At 59.0% G+C, this 16322-nt stretch carries 16 protein-coding genes; 10 read left to right on the top strand and 6 right to left on the bottom strand.

The window, feature by feature from the left end:
* Positions 1-38: 38 nt before the first annotated feature.
* Both NC979_RS21720 and NC979_RS21715 read right to left on the bottom strand, forming a co-directional pair.
* Complete coding sequence (locus NC979_RS21720) at positions 39-518, bottom strand: RidA family protein (protein WP_431191107.1); 480 nt, start codon at positions 516-518, stop codon at positions 39-41.
* A 21-nt stretch (positions 519-539) separates the two neighbouring features.
* Positions 540-980 carry an NUDIX domain-containing protein gene (locus tag NC979_RS21715; protein WP_190515920.1) on the bottom strand — a complete coding sequence of 147 codons (441 nt, stop codon included), beginning with the start codon at positions 978-980 and terminating at the stop codon, positions 540-542.
* A gap of 109 nt (positions 981-1089) precedes the next feature.
* On the opposite strand from NC979_RS21715, the gene malQ reads away from it, so the two are divergent.
* Positions 1090-2601, top strand: a complete 1512-nt coding sequence (gene malQ / locus NC979_RS21710; RefSeq protein ID WP_190515917.1) for a 4-alpha-glucanotransferase — start codon at positions 1090-1092, stop codon at positions 2599-2601.
* 150 nt (positions 2602-2751) lie between these two features.
* Here the strand turns inward: malQ and NC979_RS21705 are convergent, their stop codons facing one another.
* The 3 genes from NC979_RS21705 to NC979_RS21695 all read right to left on the bottom strand — a co-directional run bounded on the left by NC979_RS21705 (position 2752) and on the right by NC979_RS21695 (position 4954).
* Positions 2752-3150: a CBS domain-containing protein gene (locus tag NC979_RS21705; protein WP_190515914.1), complete on the bottom strand. Its 399-nt coding sequence runs from the start codon at positions 3148-3150 to the stop codon at positions 2752-2754.
* A 262-nt stretch (positions 3151-3412) separates the two neighbouring features.
* Positions 3413-3955 (bottom strand): peptidoglycan-binding domain-containing protein, encoded by a 543-nt coding sequence (locus NC979_RS21700; protein WP_190515906.1) that lies wholly within the window; start codon positions 3953-3955, stop codon positions 3413-3415.
* Between the two features lie 6 nt (positions 3956-3961).
* Positions 3962-4954: an AEC family transporter gene (locus NC979_RS21695; RefSeq protein WP_242023884.1), complete on the bottom strand. Its 993-nt coding sequence runs from the start codon at positions 4952-4954 to the stop codon at positions 3962-3964.
* Between the two features lie 133 nt (positions 4955-5087).
* Between NC979_RS21695 and NC979_RS21690 the strand changes: the two genes are divergently transcribed.
* From NC979_RS21690 to NC979_RS21680, 3 genes are all read left to right on the top strand, one after another.
* Complete coding sequence (locus NC979_RS21690; RefSeq protein ID WP_242023883.1) at positions 5088-5894, top strand: M15 family metallopeptidase; 807 nt, start codon at positions 5088-5090, stop codon at positions 5892-5894.
* A gap of 38 nt (positions 5895-5932) precedes the next feature.
* Positions 5933-9223, top strand: coding sequence for a translocation/assembly module TamB domain-containing protein (locus NC979_RS21685; protein WP_190515900.1), 3291 nt, complete (start codon positions 5933-5935; stop codon positions 9221-9223).
* A gap of 80 nt (positions 9224-9303) precedes the next feature.
* The gene (locus tag NC979_RS21680) at positions 9304-9993 is read left to right on the top strand and encodes a M41 family metallopeptidase (RefSeq protein WP_190515898.1); all 690 of its coding nucleotides are present in this window, start codon (positions 9304-9306) and stop codon (positions 9991-9993) included.
* A gap of 6 nt (positions 9994-9999) precedes the next feature.
* Here the strand turns inward: NC979_RS21680 and NC979_RS21675 are convergent, their stop codons facing one another.
* Positions 10000-10593, bottom strand: a complete 594-nt coding sequence (locus NC979_RS21675; protein ID WP_190515896.1) for a PAP/fibrillin family protein — start codon at positions 10591-10593, stop codon at positions 10000-10002.
* Between the two features lie 119 nt (positions 10594-10712).
* On the opposite strand from NC979_RS21675, the gene NC979_RS21670 reads away from it, so the two are divergent.
* The 6 genes from NC979_RS21670 to NC979_RS21645 all read left to right on the top strand — a co-directional run bounded on the left by NC979_RS21670 (position 10713) and on the right by NC979_RS21645 (position 16283).
* Positions 10713-10964 (top strand): DUF3134 domain-containing protein, encoded by a 252-nt coding sequence (locus NC979_RS21670; RefSeq protein ID WP_190515893.1) that lies wholly within the window; start codon positions 10713-10715, stop codon positions 10962-10964.
* A 270-nt stretch (positions 10965-11234) separates the two neighbouring features.
* Entirely contained in the window at positions 11235-12329 is a 1095-nt protein-coding gene (gene mraY, locus NC979_RS21665) for a phospho-N-acetylmuramoyl-pentapeptide-transferase (RefSeq protein ID WP_190515890.1), read from the top strand.
* Between the two features lie 27 nt (positions 12330-12356).
* Positions 12357-13142, top strand: a complete 786-nt coding sequence (locus NC979_RS21660; RefSeq protein ID WP_190515888.1) for a cysteine hydrolase family protein — start codon at positions 12357-12359, stop codon at positions 13140-13142.
* Positions 13143-13514: 372 nt separating this feature from the next.
* Positions 13515-14186, top strand: a complete 672-nt coding sequence (locus NC979_RS21655; RefSeq protein WP_190515883.1) for a hypothetical protein — start codon at positions 13515-13517, stop codon at positions 14184-14186.
* Between the two features lie 153 nt (positions 14187-14339).
* Positions 14340-14678: a P-II family nitrogen regulator gene (locus NC979_RS21650; protein WP_190515880.1), complete on the top strand. Its 339-nt coding sequence runs from the start codon at positions 14340-14342 to the stop codon at positions 14676-14678.
* 282 nt (positions 14679-14960) lie between these two features.
* Entirely contained in the window at positions 14961-16283 is a 1323-nt protein-coding gene (locus tag NC979_RS21645) for a bifunctional folylpolyglutamate synthase/dihydrofolate synthase (protein WP_431191106.1), read from the top strand.
* Positions 16284-16322: the final 39 nt, after the last annotated feature.

The raw sequence follows: 16322 nt of genomic DNA, 5'->3' as shown, positions 1-16322 counted from the left end.
CCACGCACCGATTAAGTATGAGGCAGCGCTAAGTAGAGCTACAGCACCGCAATGCACTCAATCTCTACGGCAACATCCTTGGGCAGGCGCGCCACCTCAACACAGGCCCGCGCCGGAGCATTGTCGCCGCCGAAATACTTGGCGTAGATCTCATTGACGGCCCCAAAGTCACCCATGTCTTTGAGAAACACCGAGGTTTTCACTACATTGTCAAAGCTAGCTCCAGCTGCGGTCAAAATCGCTTCTAAGTTGGCGATCACTTGCTCGGTCTGAGCAACCACATCACCCTCACCCACCAACTGCCCTGTGGCCGGGTCAAGGGCAATTTGACCCGAGACAAAAAGCATTTGCCCGCTGACCGCCACGGCCTGATTGTAGGGACCAACGGGAGCGGGGGCGTTGGGAGTGTTGATGATGGTGCGCTGCATTTTAGTGGATAGGTGATGGGGTAGGAAAATTAGAAAGTAGGGGAGTGATGGGGTGGGGGAGTGAGGAAAGTGGTGGATTGGTGACTCCATCACCCCATTACTCCATCACCCTCAGTTGCTGCCAAAGCGGGGGCGCTGGCCGTAAAAGCGGTACTGCCAATAATCTCGCAAAATGCGATCGTGATCAAAGCAAAGATTTTGCGGCACTTCCCAGGGGTTGACGATGGCGGCGGTTTTGGCGTCGTCACCGGCGACGGGGTCGGCAGTGGCAGTGGCCAGAAATACAACGCTGAGGGTGTGCTGGCGGGGGTCGCGATCGGGGTCAGAGTAGACCGCGAGCTGTTCGATTAGGGTGACGGTGAGGCCGGTTTCTTCCTGGGCCTCTCGACGGGCGGCGGTTTCGACGCTTTCGCCATAGTCGACAAAGCCACCGGGTAGCGCCCACCCCAGGGGCTCGTGGTGGCGCTCAATCAGCACAATAGGGCGGTGAGGATGGTGCAGCAGCTCAATAATAATGTCAACGGTAGGGGTAGGGTTGCGATAGGTCGTCATAGGGGGGACTTTATAGGAAATTTCCTGGAACAAAAATAACTCTTAGGACAGCCGACTCCTCTCCGTAGGTCATGTTAAAGTCCAACTGAAATTTAAGCCGAGCTAAGCTATGCCCTTTCCCAGAGCCAGCGGCATTTTGCTGCATCCTACGTCGCTGCCCGGTCGGTTTGGTATTGGCGACCTCGGGCCTGAAGCCTACCAATTTGTAGATTTTTTGGCGTCGACTCGCCAACAGCTCTGGCAGGTGCTGCCCCTAGGACCAACCGGTCACGGCAACTCGCCCTACCTCTGCTACTCAGCAATGGCAGGCAACCCGCTGCTGATCAGCCTCGAGGAATTGTGCAATCGCTCCCTACTCTACCCCGACGAACTACACGAATTAGAGCACCTTTCTCCCCACCAGATCGACTTTGACCGGGTGATCCCAGTCAAGACGGAGCTGTTGAGACGAGCGGCCGACCGGTTTAGCGAAGTGGCTTCTGACGAAGACCGGGCCGCCCTGGCTCAGTTCAGCGAAGAGTGCCACTTTTGGGTTGATGAGTTCGCCTTTTTTATGGCGCTCAAAAATGCCCACGGCGGCGCGAGCTGGACGGAATGGCCCAACGACATTGCCCGCCGCGAACCCGAGGCGATGGCTGCCTGGCGAGAAAAACTAGCCAGCGATATCTTTACCCACAAGTTTTTGCAGTTTGAGTTTCACCGCCAGTGGCAGTCACTGCGGCAGTACGCCCGCGATCGCCAAATTCAAATCATTGGCGACATTCCCATCTACGTGGCCCATGACAGCGTCGATGTGTGGGCCTATCCCGAAAACTTTATGCTCGATGAAGAAACCTTGGCTCCGGCCCAGATGGCCGGGGTGCCACCCGACTATTTCAGCGAGACGGGGCAGCTCTGGGGCAACCCCACCTACAACTGGGAGGCGCTGAAAAAGAGCGGCTTTAACTGGTGGATTCAGCGCATCAACGCGCTGCTGGGCTACGTCGATATTATCCGAATCGATCACTTCCGGGGGTTGCAGGCTTTTTGGAGCGTGCCCGCCGGTGAAACCACCGCCATCAATGGCGAATGGGTTGAAGCCCCAGGTACAGAGCTGTTTGAAGCCGTGCGCCAAACCTTTGGCAAACTGCCCGTCATGGCCGAGGATCTGGGGATGATTACCCCAGAGGTCGAGGCCCTGCGGGACGAGTTTGAGTTTCCGGGCATGAAGATTTTGCACTTCGCCTTTGGCGGCGGCAGCGACAACCCTTACCTGCCCTTCAATTACGTTGAAAACAGCGTGGTCTACACCGGCACCCACGACAACGACACTACGGTGGGCTGGTTTGAGAAAATGCCCGACCATGAGCGTGATCGCCTCCAGCAATACCTTGGCTGCATCAGCCCTGAAGGCATTCACTGGTCGCTAATTCGCCTGGCGCTGCTGTCGGTCTCCAACCAAGCGATCACTCCCCTGCAAGATGTGCTGGGCTACGGCAGCGACTGCCGCATGAACACCCCCGGCCGCTCTGACGGCAACTGGGGCTGGCGCTACGAGGCCAAGGTGCTGACAGATGAGGTTAGCGATCGCCTGCGATCGCTAACGGAGCTCTCTAACCGAGCCACAGCTTCGATGGAGTAAGGCTGTGAGTGGGGAGGTGAGGAAGATGAGGCGGGTAAGGAAGGTGAGGAGGTAAGAGGGTGAAGAGACCTGAAGATTTATCTAACCGATCTCTTCTCTATCTTCCCCATCTCCCCCATCTTTCTCAACTCCCTCATCTCCCCCATTCCCCTACCGACTCAACGCTGGCACCGACATACCCCGCATAAAAATATCGGTAACCGAGATCACCCCCACCAGACGCCCGTCTTGAACCACGGGTGCGCGCTGCACGCTGATGTCAGACAACACTTGGGAAGCTTCTTGAATGGTGAGATCAGGGGCCAGAGAAATGCAGGGCTGGTGCATGATGTCTTGGACCAGCACCTTTTTAGGATCGTGGCCTCGGGTCACCACGGTATAGACAATATCGCGCTCGGTCACCATGCCAAAAGGCATATCTTGAGAGCGGTGTTCGACGAGGAGCGATCGAATCTGTCGCTGCTGCATCAGCTCAATGGCATCGGCGACGGTGGCACCGCTGGCGATGGTGGTGGCGTTTGGGGTCATGATATCGGCCACGGTCAGCATAGGACTCTCCAGGAAACGATAGAGTAAGGGCTACAACCACGCATTACAGAGGCCTGCGCGCCACGGGCAGGCTTCTATCTGAACCCATAAACCGGCTGACAAGGTCCGGCCTGAAAGATCAAAAATCTGGCTGCTGGGGAAGGTCCCTCAGCGCTGCGATTCGGTTTGCAGCAATCTCTACTATGGTGACCTCTGAAGCGGGGATCACGGGTTGTATTTGTAGCTTTTCTTTAGATTGCAGGGGCTTGGCAGTTAAAGACTCTTAAAGTTTTGGCTTAAACGGCAGCGACACCCCCTGCCGCCCCCGCCGTCGGTGTAGGCAGGTTAGCGCGCCGCCAGCGATGGGCACCAGAGGCATCAGGGCAAGCCAAATGGCGGGGGGCGGCGGGTCAGGCTGAGCCACCACCAGGGGGGTAAAGGTAAACAGATTGGCGGTGAGGAGCGGCGGCGGCAGGGTAGCCGCTCGCCGTGCTGCCTTTAGGGCGAGCCAGGTTTGCGGGCCAGCGATGCCATCGACAACCAGGCCTTGCTGCGCCTGGAGCGATCGCACCGCCTCAGCGGTCTCGGTGTCGTAATAGCCATCCACTACTCCGGTAAACAGCCCTAAACTTGCCAGCTCTGTTTGAAGCTGATTGACCAGCGGGCCTCTGTCTTCGGTGCGCAGCAAGGGAGTAGCGTCGACATCCCGAATAGGCGACAGCGGCTGGGCCAAACCTGGAGTGAGGGGGGCGAGTCCTCCTAGGGCCAGCAGGCCAGCTAGCAGCAGCCGGCGGCCATGGTACATTGCGATCGCTCGGGTGATCATTGGTCGTCACTCCCCAGAAAATGCCCACAGCCAAAGGGGCAGAGTAAATAGCAAACTGGCGGAACTGAGCCCTACGCAGGTGACAGACAGGTCGCGATCGAGATCGTAGGCCTCGGCCAGCACCAGGTTAGAAAAAGCGCAGGGCATACCCGCCTGCAAAATCATTACCAATCGAGGTGGACCATCTATGCCTAGAGCAGTGAGGCCCAACCCCACCGCCAAGGGCAGCACCAGCATCTTAATCGCCACGGCTATGGTGGCCCGGTGCAGATGCTGCCACGAGCTGAGCTGCTGAATGCGCAGCCCCATTAGCATTAGCGACAGCACCACAATAGCCCAGGCAAACCGATAGAGGGTTAGGTCAAGCCAGGCGGGCAGGGCGATCGCCTTCAGCCCCAGTCCCAAACCAAAGGCCAGAATAATCGGATTCTGCACGACGGCCCGTAGCCTGGTTGACCATTGCCGCTGCCAAGACTGGGCTAGGTTGAGCCGCTGCCCCCCCATTTCTGAGGCCAAAATCGCTCCTAACCCGTAGGAACCCAGCAGAGTGCCCAGGGCGTCGTAGAACAGCGCCCAGCCAAACACACTCACGCCCAGCTGAGGCAGCAGCAGCACCACGGGATAGCCGATGTAGCCGGTGTTGCCCAGCATGGCCGCTAGGGAAAAACTGCCCTGAGTGGGCCGCGCCCATGGCTCTTGGTCGGCGCGAATCCACAGGCGGCTGCACAACAGCCCCAGCAAAATGGCGGACCAGGCTACCACCGGTGCCAGGTACAGGTTACCCGACAGGTCGGCGCGGCGCATAAACCCCACAATGCTGAGGGGAATGCCCAACCAAAACAAAAATCGACCCAAGCGCAGGGGCACCTGCTGATACAGTCCTTGGGGCAAGTCTCGGTGGGGGGCAACGCGATAGAGCACAGCACCCAAGGCAATGCCAGCGCAGATTCCTGCCCCGATCGGCCCATACAGGTGCATCAATACCTCAAACGGTGGCAAAACAGCAGTCCTCACATACTCTGCACTGAGATTGTGACAGGCGAGGCCAGAGTTTGGGGTCGGCTACGAGAAGTTGTGACCGCATCGCCGCCAAGGGCCATAATGGGTAGAGCTTTGCCGGAAGCGAATGCCTATGCCTCCTATCGACGATATTCCCCAAGCGGCCCGCGACGTTCCCCTCTACTCCACGGGCGAAGATCAGCCCGCCTGGCTGCGGCGCACCCGTGGCCTGCGACGCTTTCTGGCTCTGGCTGTGCTGGCCCTGGCGGCGGGCGGACTGGTGGCCTGGTATCAGACCAACGGGTTTTCTGCCGTCGAGTTTGCTCAGCCCTTTGAAACCATGGTTAACCGCTCTGCGGTTGAAACCGATGCTGGGACAGGGGGCACAGAACCAGCTACCAGCGATCGCGACGTCGCCACCCAGCTAGCTCCCTCCAGCCGCACCCTGCTTAACCACCGCGCCTACGATGAGGCTCCGACCGAAGAGCTGGTCACGCTGAATGCCAATGCCGCTATTCGCCTGCGCGCCGCCGCGGCCAGCCAGTACGAGGAAATGGCCCAGGCCGCCAGTCGCGCTGGGGTGAGGCTGGTGCCGCTCTCGGGCTTTCGCTCCCAGGAGGAGCAGGAAACGATTTTCTTTAGCCTTAAGGCTGATCGCGGCCAGGATGCCCAAACCCGCGCCGAGGTCAGCGCCCCGCCGGGCTATAGCGAGCACCACACCGGCTACGCCGTCGATATTGGCGATGGCAATCGGGCGGGGACTAACCTCAACACAGACTTTGTCGATACCCGGGCCTATCAGTGGATGGAAGCCAACGCCGTGCGCTACGGCTACGAGCTGTCCTTTCCCCCCGACAATTTTCAGGGGGTGGCTTTTGAGCCCTGGCACTGGCGGTTTGTGGGCGATCGCACCAGCCTGGAGACCTTCTACAGCAAATAGGTGAAGGGTTCTGCGCAGTTCTGCCTGGCGTTGGCTACATGGCTCTTGTCCGTCAAAAATTTTCTGCCCCCAAGCTGGCAGCGTGGTTCAAACTGGCGTCCAGATCATGGCTGCCCTGGACATTGGCTGGCGTCGTCCTGGGTGGCGGACTGCTGCTTAAAGCTCTGCACTCCCAAGTAGAGGAAACGATTTCAGACGCTCTGCATCAGCCCATTCAGCTGGGGGGGGTACGGGGGATAGCGCAGTGGGGCATTGTGCTGGGCAAAACCGTGATTCCCAGAACTGAAGCCAACGGGCTAGCAGGCGAAATCGATGCCGTTGTCGTTTTGTTGAACTGGCCGGAGTTGCTGCACCGAGGCAATCTACAAGTGACGGTCACCCTAGTGCGGCCCGATCTATCGGTGGTGCTGCCCGAGCCGGGGGCCGAGCCGGATTTCCCTGGGGAAAACGGCTCGGGGACGGTGAGCGCCGCTGATATCCTAACGGGCCTTTGGGTTGAAGATGGCCAGTTTACCCTGTATGCCCCCAGCCCTGGGACGGCTACCCCCAACACCGTCATGGTCCACGACGTACAGGCCGCAGTGCGCCTGCCTCAGGGGCAGCCCGCTCGCCAGGTGGCCTTTGCGCTGGAGGGTCTACTCGACCAGGGCCACTGGCAGACCAGCGGCACGGTTGATTTGGCACGGCAATCGCTCCAAGTCGATCTTCAGGGCCAAGATCTGCCCCTGTCTAGCCTCAACCTGGCGCTGCCGCCAGCCGTGGATATTCAGGCCGGATTGCTCAGCGGCGATCTGAGGCTGACCACGCCTCTGCCCAGTGCCGTTGTACCTCCCTTAGCCGCCCTCGACCTGCAAGGCACGATCGCCGTGCGGGATGGACAGGGGAATGTGGGCCAGCAGTCGGCACCGATCCACAACCTGCAAAGCCGGCTGGAATTTCAGGGACAGCGGATCACCCTATCCGACACCAACCTCAACCTGGGCGCCATGGCGCTGACGGCAGCCGGCAGTCTCGACCTCAAAACGGGCTACGACCTGAGCGCCCAGGTGCCACCGGTAGCCGCTGGCGATCTACGGGCGGTGGTGGGCGATCGCCTGCCCCTCGCCCCTCAACCCTGGCAGTGGCAGGCCAGCCTCACCGGATCGTTTCAAGAGCCTGTTTTGAAGGTGCAGCCCGACCCCGCCCTGCTGCCGCCAGGCCACTTGGCGCTGGATATAGGCTTGGTGGCGGTGGCACTAGGAATGCAGGCCCAGGGGCTCCCTCCCCGCGACTGGATTGGGCCAATTGAGGGAGCGACCTATGGGTTTAAGGGCAATGGGGCCTGGTTTACCCTCAGCGATGGCACCGTGGTGCCACCCCTGTCAGAGGCGGCCTACCAACGGGCCAGTGGAGGATTGGATAGCCGTCTGCGCCCTGCCCTCGATCGCAAGTTTTTTTGGTTTTTGCAGACCAACCCCTACGTCACCGCGATCGCCGCCGATTTGACTAAGGGCAAGCTGCTGGACTATCGCCAGGGGGAACGTTTCAACACCGATCGCTTCTTTTTAGAATATTTTGTGCCGGTCTATGTCGAGTCAAGCCGGGCGGCGGGGCTCGACCCCGGCGAAGCGCTGTGGATGCTCGACCACTCCCTGCGCACCCTGCACGATCCGCTGTTGCGCCATCCCGATGCTCGACCGATTACCGCCGGAGCGGGCACTGTGGGCTCATTTTGGGCGGGCGAGCAGCTGCTCTCGATGCAGCAGGTGCTCACCCGCCCGCTGCTGGCTAAACCAGGACGAACCGGGCAGCTGACCCGCCTGGCCCTGCTTAGGCAGCTGAATGCCTCCACCTCCTTGGAAAGTCGGCAGCTATCGAGCAGTCCAGAGCTGATGTCAAAAATCCCCAACGTCACCTTCGGGGCCGAGGAGGGGGCGATCGCCCTGGCCCTGGGCATGATGCGGTTTGAGGGCGAGGGGCTCTACCCCGAGCCGCTGCGATCGCTGGCCGCCTCGATTGAGCAAAACGAGTTCGACAAGCACGCCCTAAGAACCATCATCACCGGCAGAATGCAGAGCCTAGCGACCGAGAACAGGGCGGCCCTGAGCTTTGCGCTGCTGCGGTTTAGCGATCGCGACTGGGCGCAGGTGGGCATGGGCAAGCACCTATTCCCCGGTGGGGCGGCACACCTCACCGGCGGCAACACGCTCTCGGTGATGGTCTCCCGCCAGGAGAAAGCGGGCTACAGTCTGGAAGCGGCCTACCAAAACAGCCGCCTACTGCTGCTAGAGCTGCTAGCTGGGGTAGATCAGGGATCTGAGGGCAATCGCATTGTGTTTGCCCTGCTCAAAGACCACGCCTTTAGCCTCCGCTTCTGGCAAATTTTGGCGCAAAAAGAGCCGCTGTTGGGAGCCGAGTTGGGGGCGATCGCCGCCGACATCAGCGCCTATCAACAGCTGGCTCAGCAGGGGGCTATTCTCCATGAGACCTTCTACGCGACCCTGGTCACCAGTGATCAGGATATTGGCGTCAGCGCCACGCTCAAGCAGGCGGTGGGGTTTCAGGCCCACCTAGCGCGCCTGCTCGACCAAGCCTTTGTTCCCGCCGACCCGGCTGATCCACGCTATCGCGCTTTTCGCCGTAGCCTGGCCATGTACCTTAGAGAAGCCCCCGACATTTCGGTTTACGGCGGTACTGAGGCCGCCCTGCGGGCCTACGGCCAAGAAACCCTCAACGTGCAAGAACTCATCGCTGTCAATGTCGCCGATGCCCCACGTGTTCGAGCCATGGCCCGGCTCTATCACGAAGCTCTAGCCAGCGGCCTGATTACAGAGTGGGATGCAGCGGGGTTGCAGCGCATTTTGCTCACCGGAGCGCTGCTAGCCGCCGGGGTAGAGCGGCCTGACTTGCCTCCGGCGCTTCAGAATGTGGGCTTCCCCAGCGCTCAGTTTCGCCGCGATCTGTTGTTTGTGGTGGGGGTCGAGGGCATCCAGGTGGAGGCGACCCGGCTGGGCATTCAAGCCCACGACCATCGAGTAGATTTTCAGCCCGTAGCCCGACCCGGCTATCGCGCCCCGGCGCTGAATGGGGCCGATGCCGCCAGCTGCCCAAATGAACCTTATGTGGCAGCGATCGCCCTGGGGGCTGCCACCGCTTTCGTTTGGGATGCCGAAGCCCAGCGCGTGGTCCTGCGGCGCGGCCGCACCCGCTGCCCGCTGCCGGAGGACTGGACGGCGCTGTTTTTTCCGGCCCTGCTGGAGAGCGTGCCCATTGAGCACTCCGAGGCGGGGCGCGATCGCCTGCAAGACAGCCTGCAAACGGCCAAACGACTAGAGGCTGGCATTTTTTGAGCCCTAGCCTCAGATCCTTATCCTCGTTACCATAGAGCAGAGCGATCGCCGCTTAAGCTATCCAACCGCTGGGAGACCGCATGCGCGACACCACCCTCAACACCATTGCCATCGTCATCTTTGGGGTGACCATGGCCAGCCTGCTGGGGCCGCTAATCCACCTGTCGCCTGCCGTAGTGGCGGTGTTTGCCGCCGTGGGACTGGGGGTGTTTAGCGTCGATCAGCTGGGCTTGAGCGGCCGCATCGGCGACATTTTGATGGATACGGTAGCTTGGGCTTCGCCTGAGCACCGCCAGCGAGTGCTGCACCACGAGGCCGGACACTTTTTGGCGGCGGTGCTGCTGGATATTCCAGTTGAAGCCTATACCCTCAACACCTGGGAAGCGTGGAAGCAGGGGATTCCTGGCCAGGGGGGTGTAGTGTTTGGTCCCAGCGACCCGACGGAGCTGGCAAGGTTCACGCCCCAGATCATCGATCGCTACTGCCAGGTGTGGATGGCGGGCATTGCCGCTGAGCAGATGGTTTACGGCGATGCCCAGGGGGGCGGCAATGACACCGCTGCCCTGGGTCAGTTTTGGACGGTGCTGGGGCGATCGCCCGCCGAAGCCCCTCTCAAACAGCGCTGGGCTACCCTCCAGGCCAAAACCCTACTCGAAAAGCACCGCGCCGCCTTTGATGCCCTGGTGACTGCCATGGACGATCGTGCTCCAGTAGCCGACTGCTGCGCTATTGTCGAAGCGAGCCGTGCCTCGGTAGAAGCTGCGGCCTAGCGCTGCCTACACTTTTTGCAGCACAAACAGGCTGCCTTGGTTGCCGCGCCCAATTCGCAGATCGTCGTCGAGGTAGGTGACCTCGAGCCAGCCCGCTTGGCGATCGCTGTTAATTCTAAAATCAATGCCCTGGAAGAGCGAAAACTTGGGCGTAGTTTGCATCGCCCCAACGAACTGGGCCGGCGATTCGTACCTCAAGGCCTGGCGCAGACCAATCACGCCCCGCTCAAAGCCCACATTCAGCCGCTGGGTAGACACGGCCTCTAAGGTCGCGGCCACCGCCACCAGTCCCGATAGCAGAGGTGGCCCGTTTACCTCGGCAATGTTGTAAATCCGGTTTTCAGCCAAGCGAATGCACTGGTAAATCGGGCCGAGGGAGGCTAGAGGCACGCGATCGATATTCAGCAGTTCACTGCTGGTGGTGTAGAGCAGTCGCCAATCCCCATTCAGGCGATCGGTGGCTTGAAGCGGGTTGGGGGTTGGATTGCGACCCTCTAAGGTAGCGGCCGCCGTCTGAATTGCGGTGCGATCGCTGGGGCTACTGCTAATGCCCCGGTTAACGGGGGCTACGGCCTCCAATAGCTCAGTTTTGCCCAACATGGCCCAGTCTCCACAGCAGTACCGGCATAATACGGCAAAATTTCGGGCACCGCAGAATAGTGTCTCTGCTACGATGGAATGTCTGTATATTGCCTCGTTACTGGTACAAGACCACCGCTATGTCTAACAAGTATTACAACCCGTCTTTGCGCCAGGTGCCCCGCAACGCCAAGGCTCCAATTTTGCCGTCCAACGGCGACTCGTCCATTCTGCACTGGCTGGAGAGCATCGGTCGCCTGCGCAGCCGCGATGTCATTGAGACCATCCCCGATGAAGCCGAAAACGAGGAAATCTCGGATCTGATGGGCAACGACGACGCCTTTGAGGACGATGACGATACCGATCTCGCCCTCGACGATGACGACGACTAAGCGTAGCCCGCTTAGAAAAACGCTGTAGTTAAGCGAACTTGGCCCGCTGGGCGTGGCGAAACTCGAAGGGTTTTAGCCTGAGCGCGCTATTGCTGACGCCAACGGTTCAGGTCGCCATAAATACGCCGTTAAGTGTTGTTAAACTTCGCTCCGAAGTGAGACGATTCATTTAAGCTTCCTGACTATTTCCGGGCACTAAATGTAGTCAATTGGAAGATCATCCAGTAGACTCCTGATGGTGTGCGGTGTGAAGCAAGTGAGGAATTGTTTGTGGATGCGAAGTTTTTAGCCTCGGGGCGGCTATCCCTGAATGGCCAAACGCTTTTCTGGCTGCTGGGTCTAGGCCTCGGCGCCGCTGCCGTCGGGCTAGATGGAACCCTAGGCAACGCCGTCAGCCTGGGTGCCTCAATTACGGTTCCCTTTGTTGTGGCCGCTCTGTGCAGCAGCCTGCTCGGTTTTTCGGCGGTTCCCCTGTTGCGGGCACTTAAAACCGGTCAATTCATTCGTGAAGAAGGTCCTCAGGGCCATCTTAAAAAAGCGGGCACTCCAACCATGGGTGGCGCTTTTTTTGTGCCTGTAGCGGTCATTGTTGCCCTAGTCTCGACAGGCTTTGCCCGCGATGCGGTAGCCGTATCACTCCTGACCCTGGCCTACGGGGCCATCGGCTGGGTTGACGACTGGCAGGTAATTCAGCGGCGCTCCAATAAAGGCATCTCGCCCCGCGCCAAGCTCGTTCTACAAATTGCCGTTGCAGTGCTGTTTTGCCTCTGGGTGCTCACCAGTCAGCCCGCCAGCATTACCACTGTGGCGCTGCCCCTGGGCCTGGGCCTACCCCTCAGCTTTTTATTTTGGCCCCTAGCCGGGTTTGTGCTAGTGGCCGAAAGCAACGCCACCAACCTCACCGACGGCCTCGATGGGCTGATGGGCGGCACTGGGGCGATCGCCTTTATGGGCTTAGCCGCTATCGTTGCTCCCACCCACCCCGACCTGATGGTGTTTTGCGCCGCCATGGCCGGTGCTTGCCTGGGCTTTTTGCTCCACAACCACAACCCCGCTCGCGTGTTTATGGGCGATACGGGTTCCTTGGCGTTAGGGGCAGCCCTTGGAGCCGTGGGCATTCTCAGCGGCAACCTGTTTGCGCTGCTGGTGCTGACCCTGCTGTTCTTTGCCGAAACCCTATCGGTGATCATTCAAGTGGGCTACTTCAAAGCCACCAAAGGCCCCGATGGTGTAGGCAAGCGTTTCTTTAAAATGGCTCCGCTCCACCACCACTTTGAGCTGTCGGGCTGGTCTGAAATTCAAGTTGTAGCCGTGGCCTACGCGGTAACAGCTGGGCTAGCGGTGCTGGCCCTCCAGGTGAGATAGCCGAATCGCGCTCCTGGGAGGCTTGGTATGGATGGCTCAAACCTGCGCCCTTTAGGCCGCCCACCCAACGCCTGGTGGGTTAACGAGCAGATGGCTGACATTAGCCGTCAAGCGCTCCAGCCTCGACTGGCCACCCTCATCACTCAGACAAAGCAGGTGCAGTTTGACCTATCCAAAACTGCCTGCCTGGTCATCGACATGCAAAACGACTTTTGCCACCCCGATGGCTGGCTGGCCAGCATTGGGGTAGACGTAACCCCGGCCCGTCAGGCGATTCAGCCGCTGCAAACTCTGTTACCTAAACTGCGATCGGCCCAGGTGCCGGTAGTGTGGGTCAACTGGGGCAACCGCCGCGATCGCCTCAACCTCAGTGCCGGCCTGCACCATGTCTATAACCCCAGCGGCACTGGTGTGGGCCTCGGCGACCCTCTACCGGCCAACGGTGCCCCTGTACTCACCAAAGGCAGCTGGGCAGCGGCCGTGGTCGAGGAGCTAGAAGCTCAGCCCCAAGACATTTGGGTCGATAAATATCGCATGAGCGGCTTTTGGGACACGCCCCTGGACAGCATTTTGCGCAACCTGGGTAAAACCACCCTACTCTTTGCCGGGGTGAATATAGATCAGTGCGTTATGGCCACCCTGCAAGACGCCAACTTTCTCGGCTATGACTGTATTTTGCTGAGCGACTGTAGCGCCACTACCTCCCCCGACTACTGCGCCCAGGCTACCGTCTATAACGTCAACCAGTGCTTTGGCTTCGTGGCCGATAGCCCTGCCCTAGCAGCAGCTCTAGAGCCTTCCTTAGCGCTCTAGCTGAGAACGCTAGATATAGATATCAGTTTCGAATTGGTCTTTCAAGTTGAAGTCCAGCATCAGACTCAAAACCCCGCACCCTTTGACAGTGGAATCTACTTCTAGGGTGAGACAGTTGCCAAATTTCATTGTGGACAATGAAATTTGGGGATTGTTAGATACAGATACGAACCAAAAATTTCACGTTTCACTTAGGAGCCAACGGCCGTTTGCCCCTAAGTAAATTCATGCCACCCTTCAGCCATGCTGAATCTGTAAGCACCAAAACTTTTCTTGACTAAAACTGGTGCAATTGCTCTAATGTGAACTACCCTTGGGCAGACCAATTTACAGGCTTCTTTTTCGTTCTTAAACGCCCCTTCTACCGTCATCATGAACGTACCCTATTCTCCCGAATCTGCTTACCCTGGAGCCGTGGCTCCAGAAGCACCCCAGGGCAGCCGTCAGGCTCCTTCGGTGCCGATCTCGGTATACCGCGAGCTAGCCACAGAACTGCGCGCTACCCAGGGCATGGTCGATTCACTGACCCAGCAAAATCAGCAGCTCAACCAGCAAAACCAGGTGCTGCGCCAGGAAATGATTCGCTTTGCGGACTCGGCAGCCCGCCTCAAGCAGGCGATCGAGGTCAGTCAACCCCAGGCGATCGAGCCAGAGAACATTATCCGTCCTATCACGACCTCCTTGGGCGTTGAGACTCCAGCGATGGCTGCGACTTACCCCATGGCTGACGAGCCTTCGGCTTCTCTACCAGAACGGCTATCAGAGTCTATGGGAGAAGGAGTATCGACCCTAGCCAGCCAGCTGACTCAAATGGTGAAGCCCAAAGCGAAGAAAGGGTCCAAAATGCCGCCCAAACGGCCCCAGGCAGCGCCCCAGCGGCTTTACACCGAAGAGCGGATCGATGCTAGCCGTCCTAGTCAGATGAACCAGAAGTCGTCAGACTTGAGCGGGCTGTGGCTGGGTGCAACTATTCTGCTAATCGTGATCAGTGCTTTTGGGGCCGGTTTCTTGATTATGAAGCCGCTGCTAAGCAATTCTCGTTGAAGCGCTGGATTGCCGTCTATAGCTTGCTTTTCTAGCCGCTTTGATTCTGCTTGCCCGTTTTTTTGTAGCTGACAATACAGTATTGTAGGGGTCAGTCCCGATACACATAGACCGAAGCTAAGAGATATCCGCTGAAGCACCCTGGTTTGATCTATGAAAAAAATAGAAGCTATTATCCGCCCCTTTAAGCTTGACGAGGTCAAGATTGCCCTGGTCAACGCCGGCATTGTGGGTATGACCGTTTCGGAGGTGCGTGGCTTTGGTCGCCAAAAAGGACAGACCGAGCGCTACCGAGGCTCTGAATACACCGTTGAATTCCTCCAGAAGCTCAAGATTGAGATTGTGGTTGAAGAGGCCCAGGTCGACACCGTAGTCGACAAAATTATTTCCGCCGCCCGCACTGGCGAAATCGGCGACGGCAAGATTTTCGTCACCCCCGTCGATGAAATCATCCGCATTCGCACCGGGGAGAAAAATACCGAGGCCGTGTAGCTCTGGCCCAAACGCGAATGCTCGACTCAGGCGCAGCCTAGGCTGCGCCTTTTTCATGCCGTTCGCAGCTTATTGACCTACTTCAAGTTCACTCTCCCTAGTGGATCTTTAATCACGCTGGGGAGATGAATCGTTGCGTATCTTGTCTTCAAATTAAACATCAGTTGGAGTTGGCTCCTGACCTTCAATAGAGAGAATGGTTCAGGACAAGGGCGATCGCCCTCAGATAAGATGCTTAATGGCCCAGCTACCCTATCTCTCAACTAGCAAAGAGAATTGCCTGTGTATCAGCCTCAGATAGAGCAAGAGCGACAGATTGAGAGCCTTCTAGCCCTCTTTGGGCGGTTTGGGGTAGAGCTAGGGCTAGAGCGCATTCAGCGATTGCTGGAGGCGTTGGGTAATCCCCAGCACCGGGTGCCGCTGGTACATGTGGCGGGCACCAACGGCAAGGGATCGGTGTGTGCCTACCTGGCGGCAGTGTTAGGGGCAGCAGGGTATCGGGTAGGGCGCTATACTTCGCCGCACTTGGTGAGCTGGCGAGAGCGCGTTGTGGTCAATGGGGAACCCATTGCGGCTGAGGATTTGGTTGCTCGACTGAAGCAGGTGGTGGCAGCTATTGACTCGTCCCAACCCTCACCGACTCAGTTTGAAGTGTTTACGGCGGCGGCTTGGCTGCACTTCGCCGAGGCTAAGGTAGATCTGGCGGTGATGGAGGTAGGACTGGGGGGCCGACTCGACGCCACTAACGTGGTGGATGTGCCCTTAGTGAGCGTGATTACCTCCCTCAGCCGCGAGCACTGGCAGCGCTTGGGCCCTACCCTAGCCGATATCGCCCGCGAAAAAGCGGGGGTGCTGAAGCTGGGGCGTCCGGCCGTGATTGGTCCGCTGCCTGCTGAAGCAGAGGTGGTGGTGCAGGCTCGCTTGGCCGAATTGAACTGTCCAGCGGTGTGGCCTGCGCCCGCTGTTTCCCTGGGAGAGGGGCAGGCCCGCTATAGCGACGGTAACGAAGCGATTACCTATCCCCTAGCGCTTTTGGGAGAGCACCAGCTTACCAACTCAGCGATCGCGATCGCCACCCTGCTCAACCTGCGCTCCCAAGGCTGGAACATTTCTGACGATGCGATCGCCCAGGGCATGGGCAGCGCTCGCTGGCCCGGACGTTTGCAGTGGGTAACGTGGGGGCAGGACTCTATGAAATACCCGTTGCTGATCGATGGGGCCCACAACCCAGCAGCGGCCGAGGTACTGCGTCAGTATGTGGATAGCTGGTGGGTAAACCGGCCAAGACACCCAGCCGGGACAGCGTGGCTGATGGGGATGCTGGCGACCAAGGACCACCGCGATATTTTTGAAGCCCTGCTGCGGCCAGGGGATACCCTGCATTTGGTGCCCGTGCCAGGGCACGAGACGGCGGTGCCGGAAGAACTCGGGGCGATCGCGCGATCGGTCTGCCCCGACCTCGCCCAGTGCGAAGTCCACCAGTCTCTCAGGAATGGCCTGATTGCGATCGCTCAGTCCCCAGCTCAGCTCAAGGTGCTGTGCGGCTCGCTATACCTAATCGGTCACTTTCTCGCCACCGAGCGTTATGAGGATGGCAAAGGGTAAGGGAAATAAGGCAGTGCGGCAGGGAAAGGTAAAACAACT

The sequence above is a fragment of the Leptolyngbya subtilissima AS-A7 genome, from assembly GCF_039962255.1.
Lineage (GTDB): Bacteria > Cyanobacteriota > Cyanobacteriia > Phormidesmidales > Phormidesmidaceae > Nodosilinea.
Note: the sequence above shows the minus strand (reverse complement) of the source record. Positions and strands in the feature narration are given on the sequence as shown.

Bases quoted from the DNA above. Each gene is read 5' to 3' on its own strand.
- NC979_RS21720 (WP_431191107.1), bottom strand. From the start codon at position 518: ATGGAGTCACCAATCCACCACTTTCCTCACTCCCCCACCCCATCACTC.
- NC979_RS21655 (WP_190515883.1), top strand. From the start codon at position 13,515: ATGAACGTACCCTATTCTCCCGAATCTGCTTACCCTGGAGCCGTGGCT.
- NC979_RS21660 (WP_190515888.1), top strand. From the start codon at position 12,357: ATGGATGGCTCAAACCTGCGCCCTTTAGGCCGCCCACCCAACGCCTGG.
- NC979_RS21715 (WP_190515920.1), bottom strand. From the start codon at position 980: ATGACGACCTATCGCAACCCTACCCCTACCGTTGACATTATTATTGAG.
- NC979_RS21705 (WP_190515914.1), bottom strand. From the start codon at position 3,150: ATGCTGACCGTGGCCGATATCATGACCCCAAACGCCACCACCATCGCC.
- NC979_RS21650 (WP_190515880.1), top strand. From the start codon at position 14,340: ATGAAAAAAATAGAAGCTATTATCCGCCCCTTTAAGCTTGACGAGGTC.
- NC979_RS21675 (WP_190515896.1), bottom strand. From the start codon at position 10,593: ATGTTGGGCAAAACTGAGCTATTGGAGGCCGTAGCCCCCGTTAACCGG.
- NC979_RS21700 (WP_190515906.1), bottom strand. From the start codon at position 3,955: ATGATCACCCGAGCGATCGCAATGTACCATGGCCGCCGGCTGCTGCTA.
- NC979_RS21680 (WP_190515898.1), top strand. From the start codon at position 9,304: ATGCGCGACACCACCCTCAACACCATTGCCATCGTCATCTTTGGGGTG.
- malQ (WP_190515917.1), top strand. From the start codon at position 1,090: ATGCCCTTTCCCAGAGCCAGCGGCATTTTGCTGCATCCTACGTCGCTG.
- NC979_RS21670 (WP_190515893.1), top strand. From the start codon at position 10,713: ATGTCTAACAAGTATTACAACCCGTCTTTGCGCCAGGTGCCCCGCAAC.
- NC979_RS21690 (WP_242023883.1), top strand. From the start codon at position 5,088: ATGCCTCCTATCGACGATATTCCCCAAGCGGCCCGCGACGTTCCCCTC.
- NC979_RS21685 (WP_190515900.1), top strand. From the start codon at position 5,933: ATGGCTCTTGTCCGTCAAAAATTTTCTGCCCCCAAGCTGGCAGCGTGG.